Here is a 17,635-nt window from a genome sequence, read left to right as displayed (position 1 = left end):
AACCCGGCCGGACGCCGATCCTAGGTTGATTCCGCAGCCTTCGAATCAATGTTCGCCGCACGGCGCGGCGGCGCAGCGCCCCGGGGACCGCCCGGCGGGCACCCGGCACGATCAGCGCCGCACCCGCAGCCACGCCACGGCTGGGCGTCGGCCGCATCCAGTCCGACGTCGGGCAGGTCCGCGCCCTCACCTTCGGCGTCCGCCTCGCCGGCCGTCGGCGGCCGTCGCTACCGCCGGTGTCCGGCCCGACGGCCGGCCCCGACGGCCGGGCGCTGCCCGCCACATTCCCCCCGAGCCACCTCCGCCACCGCGCGCCCGAGAGACAAGTGAGCACCTCGTGACCACGGCACAGCAACCATCCATCGGACGCCGGCAGGCCCTCGGTATCGGGGCGGCGCTGGGCTTCGGGGCGCTGGCCGGCCCGCTCGCCTCCGCAACGCCGGCCGCCGCAGCCCCCGCTCCCACTCCCACTCCCACTTCCACCGAACAGGTGCAGGAACCGGCACCGCTGACGGCCCACCACCGCCCCAACGAGTACGCCGGGTTCCCCGCGATGCCCAACTCGGTGCTCCAGTTCTTCGCCGCCTCCCAGCGGGCGGACGCCGACGCGTGGGCCGAGAGCTTCGCCGTCAACGCCGTCTTCCACGACCCGGTGGGCCAACCGCCGCTGCACGGACGGGAGGCGATCAGGGCGCGCCTCAGGTCGGTCCTCCCCCAGTTCCGGCCCTTCATCGGGATCACCCCGATCGAGGCGCACACCGTGGGCGACCTGGTCGCGGTCTCCTGGCGGGCCGCTGCGGTCACCAGGTCGAACCGCCCCGTCAACTGGTCCGGGATCAACATCTACCAGCTGGACTCCCACGGCCTGATCCGCGAGGCGAAGGCCTACTTCAACCAGTCCGTCCTCCAGGCCCAGCTCGACGGCAGGTAGTGCGGCCGACGGACAGTCAGGGGGTATGCCGTGCCGGACACGGCCCGTGGCGGTCTCGCCGAGCACTACGGCCGGATCGCGGAACTCGACAACGCCATCATCGACCTGGTCCGCGAACGTACCCGGCTGCTGGCCGGTCTCCAGGAGCACCGCCGCGCGCTGCGGCTCCCGCAGGTGGACCTTGCCCGCGAGAACGAGATGCTGCTCCGCTACTCCCGCGCGCTCGGCCGGCAGGGCGCCGATCTCGCCCTGCTCCTGCTCGACCCGCGCTGAAGCCCGACCGACGCCCGACGAGGCCCGACCCGACGCCCGAGAGCCCTGTCCAGGCCCCAGTCGCGCCCGGGGCCATCCCACCTCGCTCCAGGCGGCCACCGTGCCGCCTGGAGCTTTTGCGCTGTCCGGCCACCGCCGCGATCGCCTTCCGGCCGGCGGCCCGGCAGCCCACGCCCAGCCCACACCCATTGAGCCCACGGCACGTCCGCAGCGCGGCCGGAGCAACCGACGCTTGGTACGCAGACGGTAGGTGTGAGGTAGGGGAGAAGAATGTTCGACTGTTGTCATGGAATCCGCCTTGAGCGACTGATCGAGCGGGGGGACATGGCTACTCAGCCACGGATCATCGAGGGCGCGGCCTTCACCGCGCCGGTGGTTCCGCTCGCCCGCCAAAGCCTTCCCGTCCGTTCGACGCCACACGGCAGCTGAGCGGACGGCAGCACACGAACGTGGTCCGGCTGTCCGCACGGTAGGACGGCCGCCACCGAGTTCGAGCTCATGAGATCCGCCGGAACCGGCAGTGTGGCCGGTGCCCGACGGACTCGTTCCCCTCCGGAACCCCGGCAGGCCGGGCACCTCGGTGCCCCGCCCGGGGATCACCGGGCGCAGCGCCACCGGCTCTGCCCCGGCCCGCACCGGCGGTGACCTGCGCAATCGCTCGCGGTCCTGTCGCTGCTCTCTTCGCGACCCCCAGGAAGCAACAGGAAGTAAGGGGCTTTCCATGCACGTTCTGGTGACCGGCGGAGCCGGCTTCATCGGCAGCAACTACGTCCGTCGGCTGCTCACCGGCGGGCTCGACACCGAGGTCTCCGGTGTCACCGTGCTCGACAAACTGACCTATGCCGGAAACCTGGAGAATCTGGCTCCGGTGTCCGACGACAGCCGGCTGCGCTTCGTCCGAGGGGACATCGCGGACGAGACCCTGGTGCCGAAACTGCTGTCCGAGGTCGACGCGGTGGTCAATTTCGCCGCCGAATCCCACGTGGACCGCTCGATCGGGAACTCCACCGAGTTCGTACACACCAACATCGTCGGGACCCACAACCTGCTGCGGGCAGCGCAGCAGGAGGGGACGCCACGATTCGTGCACGTCTCGACGGACGAGGTCTACGGCTCCATCGAGGAGGGCTCCTGGACCGAGGAGTGGCCGCTCGAACCCAACTCTCCGTACGCCGCCGCGAAGGCCGGAGCGGACCTGCTGGTGCGCTCGTACGCCCGGACCCACGGGCTGAACGTCAGCATCACGCGGTGCAGCAACAACTACGGGCCGTACCAGTTCCCCGAGAAGGTCATTCCGCTGTTCGTCACCTCGCTGATGCGCGGCGGCACGGTGCCGCTGTACGGCGACGGCCTGAACGTGCGGGACTGGCTGCACGTCGACGACCACTGCCGGGGTATCGACCTGGTGCTCGCCAAGGGCGAGCCCGGCGAGGTGTACAACATCGGCGGTGGCCGCGAGCTCACCAACCGGGAGCTCACCTCCGTCCTGCTGGAGGCGTTCGGCGCGGACTGGAGCTCGGTCCGCGCGGTGGCCGACCGCAAGGGGCACGACCGCCGTTACTCGCTCGACGACTCCAAGCTGCGCCGGCTCGGCTACCGGCCCCAGGTCAGCTTCGAGGAGGGCATCCGGCAGACGGTCGCCTGGTACCGGGAGAACGCGTCCTGGTGGCAGCCGCTGCTGGAGAGCGCGGCCTGACGCCGCCCGCCCGGCCCTCAAACAAGACCCTGCCGTGACGCCGCTCCACACCGGCCCCGGCACGGCAACGCCCGCCGAAGACTTCTCAGCAGAAGGAAAACCATGCGCGGCATCATCCTCGCCGGTGGCTCCGGCACCCGGCTCCGGCCGCTGACCAGCGTCCACTCCAAGCAGTTGCTCCCCGTCTACGACAAGCCGATGGTCTACTACCCGCTCGCCGTGCTGATGCAGGCGGGAATCCGGGAGATCCTCGTCATCTCCACGCCGAACCACCTGGGCATCTACCGGGAGCTCCTGGGGGACGGCAGCAAGCTCGGCATCACCCTTGCGTACGCCGTCCAGGACGAGCCCAAGGGGCTCGCCCAGGCACTGCTAATCAGCCGCGAGTTCATCGGCTCCGAGAGCGTCTGCCTGGTGCTGGGCGACAACATCTTCTACGGGCACCGGCTGCCCGACATGCTCCGCGAGGAGGCCGAACGCCTGGACGGCTGCACGCTGTTCGGCTACCCGGTCAGTGATCCCGAGCGGTACGGCGTCGCGGAGACGGACGAGGCGGGCAACATCCTCAGCCTGGAGGAGAAGCCCAGCCGGCCGAAGTCCAACCTGGCGGTGACCGGCCTGTACATGTACGACAACGAGGCCGTCGACCGGGCGGCCGGGCTGGCCCCCTCGCCCCGGGGCGAGTTGGAGATCACCGATCTCAACCTCACCTTCGCCCGGGAGGGCCGGGCCCGGCTGGTCAACCTCGGCCGCGGCTCCGCCTGGTTCGACACGGGCACGCACGACAGCCTGCTGGAGGCGTCGATGTTCGTCCAGCTCCTGGAGAAGCGCCAGGGCATCCGGATCTCCTGCCTGGAGGAGGTGGCGTACCGGATGGGCTTCATCGACCGGGAGCAACTCATGCTCATCGGCAAGGAGTTGTCCGACTCGTCGAGCTACGGGCGCTATGTGATGGAGCTCGCGAGCGCCTGACCCGACTGCCCTTCGTCGCAGCGCAGTTGAGCCGAATTCCTGGAGAACCGCATGAGCCTGCCGAACCCGCCGCACCCGCCGTACACCTCGCACCCGTCGAATCCGTCCGCCGCCTCGCACACCGCCGCCTCGCACACCGCCGACGACGGTGCCCCGCCGCCGGCCGGCGCCGCACCGCAGGGCGGGATCCCGCCGCTGATCGAGTCCACCGCCCGGGCGATCGCGTCCAGGGTGGGCCCGGGCAGCTGGATCAGACGGGGCGTCACGGTCACCGACAGCGACCTCGGTCCCGGCGTGTTCGTCGGCTTCCGCAGCCAGGTCTTCGCCGCCCGGATCGGCGCGGGCACGCTCATCGCCTCGCTGGCGCGGATCGGTGAGCCGGGAGCCGCCCGTACGGTCATCGGGCGCGGCGCCTGGGTCGCGGCCCGGGCGGTGGTCGCCCCGGGTGTCCGGGTGGGCGACGGGGCCGTGGTGGCCGCCGGCGCGCACGTCACCTCGGACGTTCCGCGCGACGCCATCGTGGTGGGCGCCCCGGCGCGCATCCTGCGCCGCCGGGAGCCGGTCGAGGACGGGCTGCCGGACATCGCCCCGGTGGTGTCCATCGTCCGGGGTCGCGCCCCGCGCCCGGCGGTGCTGCCCGACGGCTGGCGGGTGGGTCCGGACGGCCTGCCCGACGCGGAGTTCTCCGGCGGCCGCAGCGTGGTCATCGGCGCCGGGCTCATCGCGCTGGGCCGCCCGGACGGGCCCTCACCGCTGGGCGGCGTACGGATCGGTGACGGCGTACGGATCGGTGAGCGGGCGATCCTGGAGGCCGGCGGCGGGATCGGCATCGGCGCCGGGACCGTCATCGGGCCGGACGTCCAGATCCTCTCCAGCGGCCACGACCTGAACCGCCGCTCCCTGCCGTGGCGGGTGGGGACGGTGAGCGTCGGCGCCCGGGTCCGGATCGGCCGGGGCGTGACGATCGTCGGCCCCTGCCGGATCGGGGACGGGGCGGTCGTCACCGACGGGGCCGTCGTGGTCGCCGACGTGCCGGCCGGCCACACCACCGCCGGTGTCCTGCCCGGCCGCACCACCCTCGCCACGACGGCGTAGCGAGCGCCCCTGACGGCCGGGCACCGCCCGCAGCCGGACCGCCGGCACCGCACCGCGGGCTGCGACGGGTCGCGCAACGAACCAGCCAGTACTCATGAACGACGATCGAATCAGGATGACGCGGATGAAGATCCTCCTCGCTCCCGCCGCCACCGGCTCGGGACACAACATGCGGGTGCTCGCCCTGGCGCGGGAGATCCTCGCCCAGCAACCGGACGCCGAACTCACGGTGCTCCTCGCCTCCCTGCAGTCCACGTTCACCCCGCTGTTCACCCAGGCCGGCGTCAAGGTGGTGGACCTGGCCGGCGGCAAGCCGGTGGACTACGCCACCAGAAGCAACCTGGGCCGGCGAATGGACTGGCCCGGCTACATCGGCGGCTATCTCGCCCCCGCGTTCGTCAACGGCGAGCGCATCCTGCACTACCTGGCCCTGATCCAGGAGCACCGCCCCGACCTGGTGGTCAGCGACTACAACATGTCCGCCAGCATGGCCGCGAGCATCCTGGGCACCCCGCACGCCCTGGTCACCGAGCGGTACGACTTCACGCTGTGCCAGCTCGACGACGAGACCCTCGTCGCCGGCGGGTTCGACATCGACAAGGAGGACCTGCGGCGCGGCCGCGGCGCGCTGCACGCCTGCTTCGAGTGGATCGTGAACAGCGCCGAGGTGGTCCTCACCGACAAGCCGCCGGTCGGGGAACTCGACGAGGGCACGCCGGTGGCCCGCGCCCTCGGCGAGGGCGGCCACGCGGTGTTCACCGGCCCGATGGTGCGCCGCTTCCCGGAGCGGCGCGACGGCGCCGAGATCCGGGCCGAGCTCGGGATCCCGGCCGGTCCCCTGATGGTCGGCTCGGTCGGCGGCACCACGATGTTCCTGGAGAACAAGCAGCGGGTCATCGACTGCTACCTGGAGGCGTACCGGATCCTCCGCGAGACCCGGCCGGACCTGCGGTTCGTCCTGCTCGGGCGGGAGCAGGTCGACGCTCCCGAGGAGGTGATCCAGCTGGACTACCTGCCGGACTGGATGCCCCTGCTCCAGGAGGCCGACGTCCTGCTCTCCGCGCCGGGGTGGATCACCGTGACCGAGGTCGCCGCCATGCGGATCCCGACCGTCTTCGTGCTGGGCAGCCTCAGCGAATACCACGAGGTCGAGGCCGCCCGCAGGCTCGAACTGCTCGGCTTCCCCACCTTCGTCGCGCCGAGCGCCGAGGAGCTCGCCGGTTCGCTGGCGCCGATGCTCGGGCAGCGGCCGGACGGCGGGCAGGCCACACCGGCGCAGCTCGCGGTGGCCCCGGACGGCGCCGGTACGGCCCTCGCCGCCCGGCACCTGCTGGCGGCCGCGGCCCGCAGCGCGACGGCGGGCGGCGCCGCCGCCGGTCACCGCGGTGGTCGGTGAGAGCGAACATGACTCCGCTCTCGATCGCCGCCGACCTCTCCGGGGCGACCCGGATGCTGCTGGCGAGCGACGGATCCACCACGCTCCTGCTCGAATCACTGCTCGACCGCCGGCTGACGGTCCGGGTGGCCGCCCAGCGCACCGTCACCGCGGCCGAGGCACCCCCGCGTGCCCTGGCGGCCCTGGGGCTCGACCCCGAGCACCGGGTGGTCGACCGCGCCTCGGCGCTCGTCACCGTCACCGGGGAGGTGGTGAGCCGGAACACGGTCGTCTTCACCGCTCCCCCGCGCGGCTGGTCCGGGACGTCCGAGGACACCGTCCCGCTGGGCCGCCGGCTGCGCGACGCCCACACCCTGCAGCACCGTTCCCTCCTCTCCAGCGGCACCACCTGGTGGGCGCACGAGGACGGCGAGGGGGAGCCGTGCGCGTACAAGGAGTACCTCATCCACTGCGAGGACGGCGGGCGCCTGTACGTGCACGAGGTCTTCAACCCCTGCTACGTGCCGGCGCCGCGCCAGGGCGTCCACCCGCGACCGGCCCCGACGGCGGCGGCTGGCCCGGCCCACGCGGCCGCCCGCTGACCGCCGCGAGCGCGCGAGCAACACCAACACCAACAGCTCCAGTAGCAGCGACCTCTACTGCGGCGTACCCACGACCACCGAAATCCCGGATCACCATGGAGTCCCGATGACACACCCCCCGTCCCTGCGCACGTTCTTCACCGACAACTTCCTCGACGACGGCCACCGCACAGCCGCCGTCCTCGGCCGGGACGCCGGCGACGTGGTCACCCCGGACCGCACCCTGCGCGACGCCGCCCTCGCCCTACTGGCCGTGCCGCAGGCCGGTGACGCCGCGCTCACCCGCGCCCTGCTGGAGGCCCTGCGCGGCTTCGCCGACCAGCAGGCCGCAGGCTTCCACGAGCTCCTGGACGTCACCGGCACCCCGCACCCGGTCGGCGACGTCCGCACCCCCGGGGCGCAGGCCCTCGCCTGGTGGGCGTACCACCGCGCCGGCACCCTGCTGGAGGACGCCGAGCTGACCGGGCAGGCCCGGGCCGGGCTGCGCCCGCTGGCCGAGGCGGTCCTCGCCGAGAGCTGGCCGGCCCGCTTCCACCGGGACGGCGTCACGGTGCTGGACGGCGCGAGCCTGCTCGGCCAGGTCGCGGTGCTGACCCTGGCGGCCGGCGCCGTGCACGACGGCAGCGGCTTCTGGGACACCTTCCTCGACGCCGCCGCCCGCCAGTTGGCGCGGTTCGAGTCCGCCGACGGCGCGTTCGCCGCGCTCACCGCGCGGGGCGAGGTGGACACCTTCCACGGCTACCGGCTGCGCGCCAGCGCGCTCGCCGCCCTGGCCTGGGCCGACCTGCACGAGCGCGGCCCGGCCGGGGACGTGGCGGGCGGCCCGGCCATCGACCACGCCCGCAAGGCCCTGCACCACGTCGCCGCCCACCGGCACACCCGGGGCCGCGGCTTCTGGGACCGCGCGGACGCCAACTCCCAGCCGCGGGTTGACGCGCTGACGGCGCAGTACGGCCGGCCGGACTCGCCCTTCCCCGCCAAGCTGATGGGTGATCACGCACTGCTCGTCCTGGCCGCCGACCGGGTGGCCGCGCTGGCGGACGACGTGCAGGCCAAGGAGCTGTCGGCACTCGCCGAGGCTGAGCTGCGGCGCTACACGGACACGGCGGTCGGCGGCGTCTTCCAGGGGCAGGGCAGCTGGTTCTCCACGCCGGTCGACCCGACCGTCCCGCTGGCCCGCCATGTGATGGTGCCGCCGCGCTCGGCCGGGGCCTTCTCGGTCGGCAACACGGCCTACGTCCCGTTCCACGAGAAGCACGCGGAGACCCAGCTGCTGGCCCTGCTGGCGCTGGGCGACCGCGAGCAGCCCGCTCCCGCCGCCCCCGCCGCGGTGGCCGAGCTGAAGGCCCGGCCCATCGAGCACGACCTCAGCTACGTATCCCGGGAGCCGCTCTCCGAGGGGATCATCGACCTGCCCGCCTACCTGGCCTGGCTGCGCTCCACCGCCTCCGGCCTCGGCTACGGGCTGACCCCCTACCGCGCCCCGATGGGCCTGCGCTCGGACGCCACCGCGCAGACCTTCTCGGTGCTGCACGTGGTCTCCGACCTGATGGCGCTCAACGAACCGGTCCCCAACCGGGAGGGGGTGCTCACCGGCATCTACGCCACCCAGAACCCGGACGGTGGCTTCGGGGAGCAGCCCGGCCTGCTCTCCGAGGCGTTCACCACCTACTGCGCCGTGTTGACCGCCGCCGTTCTCGGCGGTGAGGGGTACGACACCGAGCAGTGCGTCGCCTTCCTCCAGGCCTGCCAGCACACCGAGGGTGCGTTCGGCAACGCCCCCGGCTACCCGGGCGACGCCTGGCACTCCAACCTCGCCACCCTGGCGCTGCTCGCCCTCGGGCGGCGGCCGGCCCGGGAGAGCGACCTCGTCTCCTACCTGGTCAGCTGCCAGAACGCGGACGGGGGCTACGGCAACCAGCCCGGGCACCCGTCGGACACCTTCGCGACCTTCCGCGTCGTCGACACGCTCATCGCGCTCGGGCTGGAGCCCCCGCGGCTGGCGGAGACCACGGCCTGGCTGCGCGGGCTGCAGACCGAGGCGGGCGGCTTCCGGTACCGGGAGTCGGGCCCGGAGAGCTTCGTCGGCTCGTACCACGCCATCGCCTCGCTCTACGTGATGGGTTCGGAGCCGGCCGACGCCGCCGCGTGCCGTGCGTGGATCGCGGCCCGGCAGAGTTCGGACGGCGGGTTCGGGCGGCTGCCCGGCGGGCCGTCCGAGACCACGGACGAGGGGTTCATCGCCATCCAGGCGCTGCACATGTTGGAAGGCAAGCTCAACCCGTACTGGGCCGTGATCATGACGTGAGCCGGGCGGCGGGCCCCGGCCGGGCGGCCCTGCCGGCCGGCCTCCTCCGTCCTGTCCGTCCTGTCCGTCCCATCAGTTCCACCCGTCCCATCCGATCCACCTGATCCGCGTGATCCGTGTGACCCGTGTGATCCAGCTGTCCCTTCTGAGGAGCCATCATGATCTTCGACTGCCACCAGCACGTCATCCTGCCGACGTCGGCCCAGATCGCCGCCATGGACGAGGCCGGTATCGACCGGACCGTCCTGCTGTCCACCCTTCCGCACATCGAGCGGGCCGGGGACATCGCCTCGTTCAAGCAGGAGATGTCGGTGCTGGGCCGGGTGCTCCAGGGCGAGGCCGACGGCCGTGAGAAGCCCTCCGCGGAGCTGCGCGAGGCCCTCGCCGAGGGGGGCGAGCGCTTCGTGGCCTTCGGCAAGGTCCCGGTGGGCCTGCCGTACGAGGACACGGTGAAGGCACTTCAGCAGGAGGTACTGGACCCGGGTTACGCCGGTGTGGGTGAGCTGACCTTCGGCGCCGACGAGGCGGCCGGGCTGGAGCCGGTCTTCCGTGCCGTGGCCGAGGCGGCCGTCGGCTCCCGGGCGCTGCCACTGCTGGTGCACGGCTTCGCGCCGCAGACCGCGGGTGACATCCGGGTGACGGCGGATCTGGCCCGCAGGTTCCCGTCGGTGCCGGTCGTGGTGGGCGTCCTGGGCGGGCTGAACTGGCTGGAGACCATCGAGCTGGTGAAGGAGATCCCCAACCTCTACCTCGACCTGGCCTCGTCGTTCGTCTCACTGGCGCCGCGGCTGGCCGCCGCCGAGATCCCGGAGCGCTGCCTGTTCGGCTCCAACACGCCGTTCGCCGACATGTACAGCAACCGCGTCCTGATCGAGCGGATGGTGCCGGACCGCGCGGCGCGTGACCGGGTCATGGGCGAGAACCTCGCCGAGCTGCTCGGGCTGGCCGGCTGACGCACCGCGAGGAGGCGGACGAGGGGGCGGACGGGGAGTCACCCCGTCCGCCCCCCGTCGCTAAACCAACCAGTTGCATTAAACTAACCGGTTGATGTAGAACTTGACCATGGACTTTACCGAATCATCACAGGAGCACACAACAAGCTTAGATGCTCGCCAGCTCGGGACCTCCGGCCCCGAACTCCCGTGCGTCGGACTTGGCACCTGGCGCCGGTTCGACCTGCCACCGCAGCGCGAGCACCTCGCCCGCGAGGTGGTGCAACTCGCCCTGGAGAGCGGGATCCGAGTCTTCGACACCGCCCCCGTGTACGGCCGCGCCGAGGCGGTGCTCAGCCGCGCCCTCGGCGCCGACCGCTCCCGCGCCTTCGTCGCGACGAAGATCTGGTCCGAGGACGCCTCCGGCGGACGGCGCCAGTTCGAGACCCAACTCCGCCTGTTCGACGGCCGGGTCGACCTCCTCCAGCTCCACCATGTGATCGGCTGGCGGGCCAACCTGGAGTGGCTCCGGCGCGAACGCGACCGCGGGCGGATCGGCCGGATCGGCGCCACCTTCTGGCGCGATCACGCCTTCGGCGGCGGCACGGCCGCCGACCTGGAGGCGGCCATGCGCACCGGCGTCCTCGACACCGTCCAGATCCCGCTGAACCCGGCCGAACGCGCCGTCGAGGCGCGCATCCTCCCGCTGGCCCAGGAGTTGGGCCTCGGCGTCCTGGTGATGCGCCCCTTCGCCGAGGGCGGCCTGCTCTCCCGGAGCCCCGATCCGGGCAGACTGCGCGCCACGGGGTGTTCGAGCGCCCCCGAGGCGCTGCTCCGCTGGGCGCTGTCCGACACGCGGGTCCAGGTCGCGCTTCCCGCCACCCTGAACCTCGCGCATCTGGCGGCCAACGTCGCCGCGGGCGCGGCACCGCCGCTCACCACCGACCAGCGGGACGCGATCGCCGCCCTGTTCGCCTGACGATCCACCGGTTCCACCCGCTCCGCCGGCTCCGCCAGTTCCGAATGTTCCACATGCTCCGCCAGTGGAGGAATTCTCAGCCTCTCGTTATCCGCTTTCCTCGCCCCGGGTGCTGCAGGCAAGATGAATCAACCACTAGGGGATCAATATGCCTGCATTACCATCCACTCGGAGGGTCAGGGGTAAGTGATCGAATCGATCGCAAGAGAAGCCGACACCGCACCTTCAGCGGCATCGAAGATCTACGTCAGACTTCTCGGAGTGCCGAGCATCTGGGTCAACGGGAAACCGGTGCACGTCCGGGGAGAGGCCACCAGACGCGTCCTCGTGCACCTGGTACTCGCCTCCCCCCACGTGATTCCCAATCACCGCCTGATCGAATCGACCTGGGGCGGCAGTGAACCGGAGAGCGCGATCGACCAGATCCGCAAGATCATCTCGAAACTCCGCCAGGGGCTCCCGGGCGGAAAGGACCTCATCCGCACCGAGCCGGGAGGATATCGAATCATCTTGGGGTCGCAGCAGACCGATCTCGGGGCCTGGCGCAGCGCGATCGGCAAGTCGCGCACCCTGCTGCAGAACGGCGACGAACACGCCGCGCTGGAGACCCTCTCCGCCGCGCTGGACCTGTGGCAGGGCCCGGCGCTGGACGGACTCGAAGGGCACCCCTTCACCAACGAGTCCGTCTCCCTGCGGGAAGAACGGGGCACCGCGCTCGAAGCCTGGTGCCGGCTGGCCGTGAAGGAGCTCGGCACGCCGTCCGTGATCGTCAGACTCCGCCGCGAGCTCTCGCAGAACCCCCTGCAGGAGCGCCTCTGGGAGATCCTGATGACCACGCTCGCCTCCTCGGGCCGCATCCTGGAGGCCCTCGACGAGTACAACAACCTCCGCAAGATCCTCTCCGACCTGCTGGGGGTGCGCCCCTCCGAACACCTGCAGGCGCTCTACCGGAGACTGGAGACGAGAGCCACCAGCACCACCGCCTCCCCGGCGCTGCCGCGCGGCTCCGCCGCCACACCCCGGCCGCCGGACCGTGCCCGCCCCGCCGTACCGGCGTGGATCAGGGAACTGCTGCGCGGGCACGAGCCGAATCCCGCCTATGTGACGGACTCCCGCTGGAACATCCTCTCCCGCAACCACGCGATGGAGCGCTGGTTCCCGGATCTCCTCGGCGAGGACGCCAATCTGCTCCGGTGGGCCCTGACGGACACCAGCGCCCGGGTCGTCCTGCACGACTGGGAGAGTCACGCGCTGGTGTATCTCGGAATGCTGAAGATGGCCCTGTCGAAGAACCCCGGGGATTCGGTGCTGAATCCGATTCTGGCGTCGTTCAACGAAAGCTCGGCGGCGTCCTCCATCCTGCTGGAGGACGCTATCGAGGTGGAATCCCGGGAGAGTCATCATTACATCCTGAATCTCCCCCACATCACCCCCGCGCCCGTCCAGGTGGTCTCGCACATCCTGACCCCCAACGGGAACCGCGATCTGCGCGTGGTGATTCTCACGCCCCCGCAGGGTGAGAGCCGCCCCGACTGGTGACGGAGCCCGGGAGCCCCCGGCGGGCCGGCGGCGTGGGCCGCCGGACCGCCGGGCCGAGCTCAGCGGGGGGCAGGCCCACCGGATCGTCACGCCCCCGCGAGGCTGGGGTGGCCACCGGCCGGCGCGACGGCTCCGGAGCCGGCCGGCGCCCGCTTGAAGCCCTTGGCCAGGAGCCAGACGGCGAGCGAGACCTCCCACGCGAACACCGGAAGGGCCGCGGCCGACCCCGGCACGGAGACCTGGCGGTAGAGCCCGAACATCACGGCCACCGCCGAAGCGCAGATCAGCGGCCCGCCGACCAGACCCAGCACGGCGATGAAGCGCGGCACCAGCCGCGAACGGTACATCAGGTACGCCAGCAGCACGGTGTTCAGGCCCAGGGCGATGTTGGGGCCGAGCAGGAACGTCCAGTCGTGCAGGGCCACCAGGCTCCGGTCGGCGGCTGCGAAGGAGGCGGCGTCGACGCCCGCGGCTCCCGCCAGGTCCTGTCGCAGCGTCACGACCGACAGGACGCTGAGGATGCCCACCGCGATCACGGCCGCTTCCAGCAGCCGCCCGCAGACGTACCCGAGCGCGATCCCCTCGCCCTGTCGCTTGACGACCGGGTACAGCGCCACCCCGGTACCGGCGACCGCGGCCGCCAGGACGACCTCGCACAACGCGCCCAGGAACGCCCGACTGTCGGCGCCGGGAGCAAGGACGCCCACCGCCCCGCCGAGCACGGGGCGGTAGAGAGCGAGCCCGGCGATCGCCGCGATCTCGGTCACCAGGAACAACACGCCCGCGACGATCGCGGTCCTTCTCTCCGAACTCATCCTCGGATCCTCTCGACCCCACCCGCACCCACACGCAAGGTGTACGGCGTACACCTTGCGGCTACCCTAGGCGTACGCCGTACACTCGTCAAGGTGGGAGCGCAGTCGTCGCCTGATCACGGGGACCGGCAGGAGAGGAGCGAGATGACTCGGCAGGTGGAGGCCGCGCGCCGGATCCCCCTGAACAGGGAGCGGGTGCTGCGGGCGGCCGTGGAGCTCGCCGACGCGGGCGGCATCGAGTCGCTCAGTATGCGCAGGCTCGCCCAGGAGCTGGGCGTCGTGCCGATGGCGCTCTACAAGCACGTGGCCAACAAGGAAGAACTCCTGGACGGCATGGTGGACGTCGTCATCGGTGAGATCGATCCTCCGGTACGCGACAGCGACTGGCACGGCGTCGTACGTCGGCGGATCCTCTCGGCCCGGCAGGTGCTCCTTCGTCACCGCTGGGCATCCCAGGTGATCGAGTCGCGGACCAGCCCCACGCCGGCCGTACTGGAGTACCTGGACTCGATGATCGGAGCGTTCCGGGCCGGCGGGCTCTCCGTCGACCTCACGCATCACGTCATGCATGCCCTGGGCAGCCGACTGCTGGGGTTCACCCAGGAACTGTTCGACGACTCACCGAGCCCCGGCACAGCCGAGGCCGACCGTGACGCCGACCCGGACGCCGAAGCCGTCCCGGACGCCGAGGCCGCCATGCTCCGTCAGATGGCCGCGAGGTACCCCCACATCGCGGAGCTGGCCCTGTCCGCGGCCCACGACCAGGAGTCCACGGTGGGCCGCAGCTGCGACGACCAGTTCGAGTTCGAGTTCGCGCTGGACCTGCTCCTGGACGGCTTCGAGCGGCTCCGGCAACAGGGGTGGTCGTCCACGGACCGGCCTCCCCGGGCGTCAGCCTGACCTGACGCTCCGCCGCCACCGCCCTGGCCGGCCGTCGGGATCGTCACTCGAACCATGCGCAGGGCACGCCGGCCCGGTGCCTGCCCGGCCTACCCCTTGGCGACCGGCCGGTAGGTGCACACCTGCGCGCCCGTGCTGCCGGTGACCACCGAGACCAGTTCGAGCGTGCGCAGCGCACCGTCCTCCGGGAAGATCGTCTTGCCGCCGCCGAGCAGCACCGGCATGACGATGAGCCGGAGTTCGTCGACCAGGCCCTCGCCGAGGAGGCCGCGCACCAGCGTGGGGCTCCCCATCACCAGCAGGTCGCCGCCGTCGCTCTCGCGCAGGCCGCGGATACGGGCGACGGCCTCGTCGCCGGGGATGCGCGTGGTGTTGTCCCATGCCAGCTCGTCATCACCCAAGGTCCGGGACACGACGTACTTCGGGATGGCGTTCATCCGGTCGGCGAACGGGTCCCCCGCCCGCTCGGGCCAGGCAGCGGCCATCGTCTGCCAGGTGCGGCGCCCGAACAGCAGCGCCTCGGCCTTCGTCATCGCCTCGTTGAAGGCACCGCCCACCACCTCGGGATCGAAGAAGGGGTGCGACCAGCCACCGTGCGCGAAGCCACCGTCGGTGTCCTCCTCCGGCCCGCCCGGTGCCTGTACGACGCCGTCCAGGCTGATGAACTCGCTGACTACGATGCGCATGGGGATCTGTTCCTCTTCGTCGTTCCGGCAGCACGGCCATGGCCCTGAGGACCTGTCACCGCCCCGCGGTGGTGATGGAGGAGAACATAGAGCCCGGTACCGACAATGCGGTTCAGGTCCGGTGCGCGGCGGGCCGCACGGTGTCGGGACTGCGACCCTGCGGGGTGCCGGTCAGGGCATCCCACTCCGGGTCGGGCACACCGGGCGCGGTGCGGCCGAACGCCTGCCAGTCCCGGACCAGCTCGGCGTACAACGGTGGATGCAGCGTCGGCGGAACCGTTTCCGCATGGGACCGGGGCGCGGGGAGGCCGATCACGGCCTGGGAAGTCGTGAGCACATCCGGTCCAACGACCGTACGGCCGAACGGGCACGCCGACCCGGCGGATCCGCCCCCGTCCGCGCCACCCGACCGTCCGGAGCGCCGGGGCATGGCGGCGGGGACAGCACCGCCACGCCCCGGGCGGCGCGGGTGGTCAGCTCCGGCGGTGCCTGGAGTAGAGCGCGCCGGATCCGGCCGGCCCGGGCACCTGTGGGCATCGCGCCCTGCAGTCAGTACTCGTACTACGGCCTCAGATCACGTGACGTGTGATCGGGTCTGTCATTGAGTGGTCATGCTGGTTGATGTGACGTCCGAGCAGATAGGCGAGTGGGCCGAGGAGTTGGCGGCTCTCACGAGAGGGCTCGGGCATCTGTTCGCCCGGCCGGGGCCTCGGGAGGTGTTCGCCGAGCTGGCCGAGGGCCTGCTGTCGGATCTGGGCCGCAAGAACGCGTGGACGATGTCGACCCGGGCCGGCCATGCGACCCCGCACCGGATCCAGAGGTTCCTGGGTGAGGCGTCCTGGGATGTCGAGGAGCTGTCGTCCGAGCTCAGGGCGTATGTCGCCGAGCATCTCGGGGACGCTCGGTCCTCGCTGGTACTGGACGACACCCAGGCACAGAAGAAGGGGACCAGGTTGGTGGGCATGGCCCACCAGCACTGCGGGGTGACCGGTGACGTTGGCTCGACAGACCCGATCGAGCTGGCCGTTCGGAGCGCAAGGGCGTAGCGTCTCTAGGTGAGGCAAGGTGATCTTACCCATCGACACGGGGAGCACCCATGATCGGCGCCACCGTCACCTTCTCCTACACCGGCGACTTCGATCGCTCACGGATAACCAATGTGGCCGAGAACGCCCGGGGCATGTTCGAAGGCATGCCAGGCTTGCGGTTCAAGTTCTTTACCTTCGATGAGAAGCAGCGGCAGGTGGTCAACTTCTACGTCTGGGACTCGAAAGAGCAGGCGGAACAGTTCTTCTCCGAGGAGTTGCGCGAGCGAGTGACCGGTCTGTACGGCGTCGCGCCAGCCATCGAGTTCGTGGAGATCGCCGAGATCGTCGACAATTCGGCTCCGTAGCGGCATGCTCGTACTACAGCCTGAGATCGCGTGACGTGTGATCGGGTCTGTCGTTGAGTGGTCACGCTGGCTCATGTGACGTCCGAGCAGATAGGCGAGTGGGCCGAGGAGTTGGCGGCTCTCACGAGAGGGCTTCGGACATCTGTTCGCCCGGCCGGGGCCTCGGGACTCGGAGCCGCTTTCGGCGGTACGCGCCCGCGAGCTGAAAGCCATGCTCCGGGCCCGAAGAACCGTTCGACATGGGGGCCGTTCTCCGAGACACGCAGGATCCGCAGTGCTCCGCTCGGATGCAGGTCGTACTCGAAGGTGACGCTGACTGCTTCTACGGAACTCCCGTACCGCTCCGACCACCCGTTCCCGAGGATGGAATCACCTGGACGTCCGGCCGCGGAGTGTGCGCCGTGGTCGATCTCTCGAAGGGCCTCACGGCGCGCCGAAGGAACAACAAAAAGGCCGCCTCCGCATTGCTGCGGAAACGACCTACGCCCTGCGTAAACGCTGATCTGAACAACAGGATTTGTACCTGCGCCCCCACCCCTTACGTGGCACGTTTCATTCCCTACCGAAAAGGCGGGGAGAGAATTTCGCGATCACGATTCGCAGAATCAGGGCTCCTGCTTCGCCGATCTGCATATGTACCTCCTCGTGATCGTCCTTCCCGGGAGTTTGTCCCGGTACATTCCAGGATACTCCGCGAATATCGTATTCGGGCCCGCCGGGCGCACGAATACCACCGCATGGTCCGCCGCGGCTGTAGCCGGACGACTGACGAGATCCGTCCTGCTCCGGGTATCGCAGGGCGCGGGCCGGTGCGATCCTGGGACGGAGAAGACGCAGCTGAGGCGCTCGCGGACCCTTGCGGGCCCGGGGCGAGGCGCCCTCAGAGGAACAGGGGCTGCTGCGGGAACCGAGGTACCCATGGCGGAGTCCGCACGGGAGAACCGCAGGGCTGCGGCCGACCGGTCGGAGGGCTTCGGTGAGCGGCTGCTGGGCCAGCTGCTGGACCGGGCTCACGAGATGCCGCCGCAGCTCATCGCCCCGCTCGTGGCGGAGGAGGTGCGTACGATCGGTGGCCGGGACGTCTCGATCCTCCTTCAGGACTACGGTCAACTCCTGCTGGTGCCCCTCCCGGGCAGGGG

17 protein-coding genes and 1 pseudogene are annotated in these 17,635 nt (G+C 71.1%); 15 read left to right on the top strand and 3 right to left on the bottom strand.

The annotated features are described in order from the left end of the window. Window positions 1-337: 337 nt before the first annotated feature. The 11 genes from ACIBH3_RS06095 to ACIBH3_RS06045 all read left to right on the top strand — a co-directional run bounded on the left by ACIBH3_RS06095 (window position 338) and on the right by ACIBH3_RS06045 (window position 12,702). Window positions 338-931: a nuclear transport factor 2 family protein gene (locus ACIBH3_RS06095; RefSeq protein ID WP_396310691.1), complete on the top strand. Its 594-nt coding sequence runs from the start codon at window positions 338-340 to the stop codon at window positions 929-931. A gap of 30 nt (window positions 932-961) precedes the next feature. Then, complete coding sequence (locus ACIBH3_RS06090) at window positions 962-1,204, top strand: chorismate mutase (protein ID WP_396310690.1); 243 nt, start codon at window positions 962-964, stop codon at window positions 1,202-1,204. Window positions 1,205-1,925: 721 nt separating this feature from the next. After that, window positions 1,926-2,900 carry a dTDP-glucose 4,6-dehydratase gene (rfbB, locus tag ACIBH3_RS06085; RefSeq protein ID WP_396310689.1) on the top strand — a complete coding sequence of 325 codons (975 nt, stop codon included), beginning with the start codon at window positions 1,926-1,928 and terminating at the stop codon, window positions 2,898-2,900. Between the two features lie 102 nt (window positions 2,901-3,002). Then, entirely contained in the window at window positions 3,003-3,872 is an 870-nt protein-coding gene (gene rfbA / locus ACIBH3_RS06080) for a glucose-1-phosphate thymidylyltransferase RfbA (protein WP_396310688.1), read from the top strand. 51 nt (window positions 3,873-3,923) lie between these two features. Continuing rightward, complete coding sequence (locus ACIBH3_RS06075) at window positions 3,924-4,967, top strand: acyltransferase (RefSeq protein ID WP_396310687.1); 1,044 nt, start codon at window positions 3,924-3,926, stop codon at window positions 4,965-4,967. Window positions 4,968-5,061: 94 nt separating this feature from the next. After that, window positions 5,062-6,363 carry a hypothetical protein gene (locus tag ACIBH3_RS06070; RefSeq protein ID WP_396310686.1) on the top strand — a complete coding sequence of 434 codons (1,302 nt, stop codon included), beginning with the start codon at window positions 5,062-5,064 and terminating at the stop codon, window positions 6,361-6,363. An 8-nt stretch (window positions 6,364-6,371) separates the two neighbouring features. Continuing rightward, a complete protein-coding gene (locus ACIBH3_RS06065; protein ID WP_396310685.1) occupies window positions 6,372-6,944 on the top strand; it encodes a hypothetical protein in 573 nt (190 codons plus the stop codon). A 106-nt stretch (window positions 6,945-7,050) separates the two neighbouring features. Continuing rightward, window positions 7,051-9,252 carry a prenyltransferase/squalene oxidase repeat-containing protein gene (locus ACIBH3_RS06060; RefSeq protein WP_396310684.1) on the top strand — a complete coding sequence of 734 codons (2,202 nt, stop codon included), beginning with the start codon at window positions 7,051-7,053 and terminating at the stop codon, window positions 9,250-9,252. 158 nt (window positions 9,253-9,410) lie between these two features. Continuing rightward, complete coding sequence (locus ACIBH3_RS06055; protein WP_396310683.1) at window positions 9,411-10,205, top strand: amidohydrolase family protein; 795 nt, start codon at window positions 9,411-9,413, stop codon at window positions 10,203-10,205. Between the two features lie 109 nt (window positions 10,206-10,314). After that, the gene (locus ACIBH3_RS06050; protein WP_396310682.1) at window positions 10,315-11,163 is read left to right on the top strand and encodes an aldo/keto reductase; all 849 of its coding nucleotides are present in this window, start codon (window positions 10,315-10,317) and stop codon (window positions 11,161-11,163) included. 261 nt (window positions 11,164-11,424) lie between these two features. Next, on the top strand, window positions 11,425-12,702 hold the full coding sequence (locus ACIBH3_RS06045; protein WP_396310681.1) for a BTAD domain-containing putative transcriptional regulator: 1,278 nt from the start codon (window positions 11,425-11,427) through the stop codon (window positions 12,700-12,702). Window positions 12,703-12,788: 86 nt separating this feature from the next. Here the strand turns inward: ACIBH3_RS06045 and ACIBH3_RS06040 are convergent, their stop codons facing one another. Continuing rightward, a complete protein-coding gene (locus tag ACIBH3_RS06040) occupies window positions 12,789-13,517 on the bottom strand; it encodes a DUF4386 domain-containing protein (RefSeq protein WP_396310680.1) in 729 nt (242 codons plus the stop codon). Between the two features lie 144 nt (window positions 13,518-13,661). Here ACIBH3_RS06040 and ACIBH3_RS06035 point away from each other — a divergent pair, with 144 nt between their 5' ends. After that, on the top strand, window positions 13,662-14,417 hold the full coding sequence (locus tag ACIBH3_RS06035; protein ID WP_396310679.1) for a TetR/AcrR family transcriptional regulator C-terminal domain-containing protein: 756 nt from the start codon (window positions 13,662-13,664) through the stop codon (window positions 14,415-14,417). A gap of 89 nt (window positions 14,418-14,506) precedes the next feature. Here ACIBH3_RS06035 and ACIBH3_RS06030 read toward each other — a convergent pair whose 3' ends face one another. Together ACIBH3_RS06030 and ACIBH3_RS06025 are read right to left on the bottom strand one after the other, a co-directional pair. Beyond that, complete coding sequence (locus ACIBH3_RS06030) at window positions 14,507-15,103, bottom strand: dihydrofolate reductase family protein (protein WP_396310678.1); 597 nt, start codon at window positions 15,101-15,103, stop codon at window positions 14,507-14,509. A 112-nt stretch (window positions 15,104-15,215) separates the two neighbouring features. After that, window positions 15,216-15,356 (bottom strand): hypothetical protein, encoded by a 141-nt coding sequence (locus tag ACIBH3_RS06025; RefSeq protein ID WP_396310677.1) that lies wholly within the window; start codon window positions 15,354-15,356, stop codon window positions 15,216-15,218. Between the two features lie 370 nt (window positions 15,357-15,726). Here ACIBH3_RS06025 and ACIBH3_RS06020 point away from each other — a divergent pair, with 370 nt between their 5' ends. The 3 genes and pseudogenes from ACIBH3_RS06020 to ACIBH3_RS06010 all read left to right on the top strand — a co-directional run. Further along, window positions 15,727-16,149: a transposase gene (locus ACIBH3_RS06020; RefSeq protein ID WP_396310676.1), complete on the top strand. Its 423-nt coding sequence runs from the start codon at window positions 15,727-15,729 to the stop codon at window positions 16,147-16,149. 50 nt (window positions 16,150-16,199) lie between these two features. Then, entirely contained in the window at window positions 16,200-16,496 is a 297-nt protein-coding gene (locus ACIBH3_RS06015; protein ID WP_396310675.1) for a hypothetical protein, read from the top strand. 918 nt (window positions 16,497-17,414) lie between these two features. Continuing rightward, window positions 17,415-17,635 (top strand): annotated as a pseudogene (locus tag ACIBH3_RS06010) (serine/threonine-protein phosphatase); the annotation flags it as partial.

Origin of the sequence: Kitasatospora sp. NPDC050543, from assembly GCF_044457565.1 — a bacterium.
Lineage (GTDB): Bacteria > Actinomycetota > Actinomycetes > Streptomycetales > Streptomycetaceae > Kitasatospora.
The sequence above is the reverse complement of the archived record's forward strand: the minus strand, read 5'-3'. Positions and strand labels throughout refer to the sequence as shown.

What these genes read in the sequence shown, in the direction of transcription:
- rfbA (WP_396310688.1), top strand. Translation starts at nt 3,003, where the DNA reads ATGCGCGGCATCATCCTCGCCGGTGGCTCCGGCACCCGGCTCCGGCCG.
- ACIBH3_RS06050 (WP_396310682.1), top strand. Translation starts at nt 10,315, where the DNA reads ATGGACTTTACCGAATCATCACAGGAGCACACAACAAGCTTAGATGCT.
- ACIBH3_RS06040 (WP_396310680.1), bottom strand. Translation starts at nt 13,517, where the DNA reads ATGAGTTCGGAGAGAAGGACCGCGATCGTCGCGGGCGTGTTGTTCCTG.
- ACIBH3_RS06065 (WP_396310685.1), top strand. Translation starts at nt 6,372, where the DNA reads ATGACTCCGCTCTCGATCGCCGCCGACCTCTCCGGGGCGACCCGGATG.
- ACIBH3_RS06075 (WP_396310687.1), top strand. Translation starts at nt 3,924, where the DNA reads ATGAGCCTGCCGAACCCGCCGCACCCGCCGTACACCTCGCACCCGTCG.
- ACIBH3_RS06015 (WP_396310675.1), top strand. Translation starts at nt 16,200, where the DNA reads ATGATCGGCGCCACCGTCACCTTCTCCTACACCGGCGACTTCGATCGC.
- ACIBH3_RS06070 (WP_396310686.1), top strand. Translation starts at nt 5,062, where the DNA reads ATGAACGACGATCGAATCAGGATGACGCGGATGAAGATCCTCCTCGCT.
- rfbB (WP_396310689.1), top strand. Translation starts at nt 1,926, where the DNA reads ATGCACGTTCTGGTGACCGGCGGAGCCGGCTTCATCGGCAGCAACTAC.
- ACIBH3_RS06035 (WP_396310679.1), top strand. Translation starts at nt 13,662, where the DNA reads ATGACTCGGCAGGTGGAGGCCGCGCGCCGGATCCCCCTGAACAGGGAG.
- ACIBH3_RS06030 (WP_396310678.1), bottom strand. Translation starts at nt 15,103, where the DNA reads ATGCGCATCGTAGTCAGCGAGTTCATCAGCCTGGACGGCGTCGTACAG.
- ACIBH3_RS06060 (WP_396310684.1), top strand. Translation starts at nt 7,051, where the DNA reads ATGACACACCCCCCGTCCCTGCGCACGTTCTTCACCGACAACTTCCTC.
- ACIBH3_RS06055 (WP_396310683.1), top strand. Translation starts at nt 9,411, where the DNA reads ATGATCTTCGACTGCCACCAGCACGTCATCCTGCCGACGTCGGCCCAG.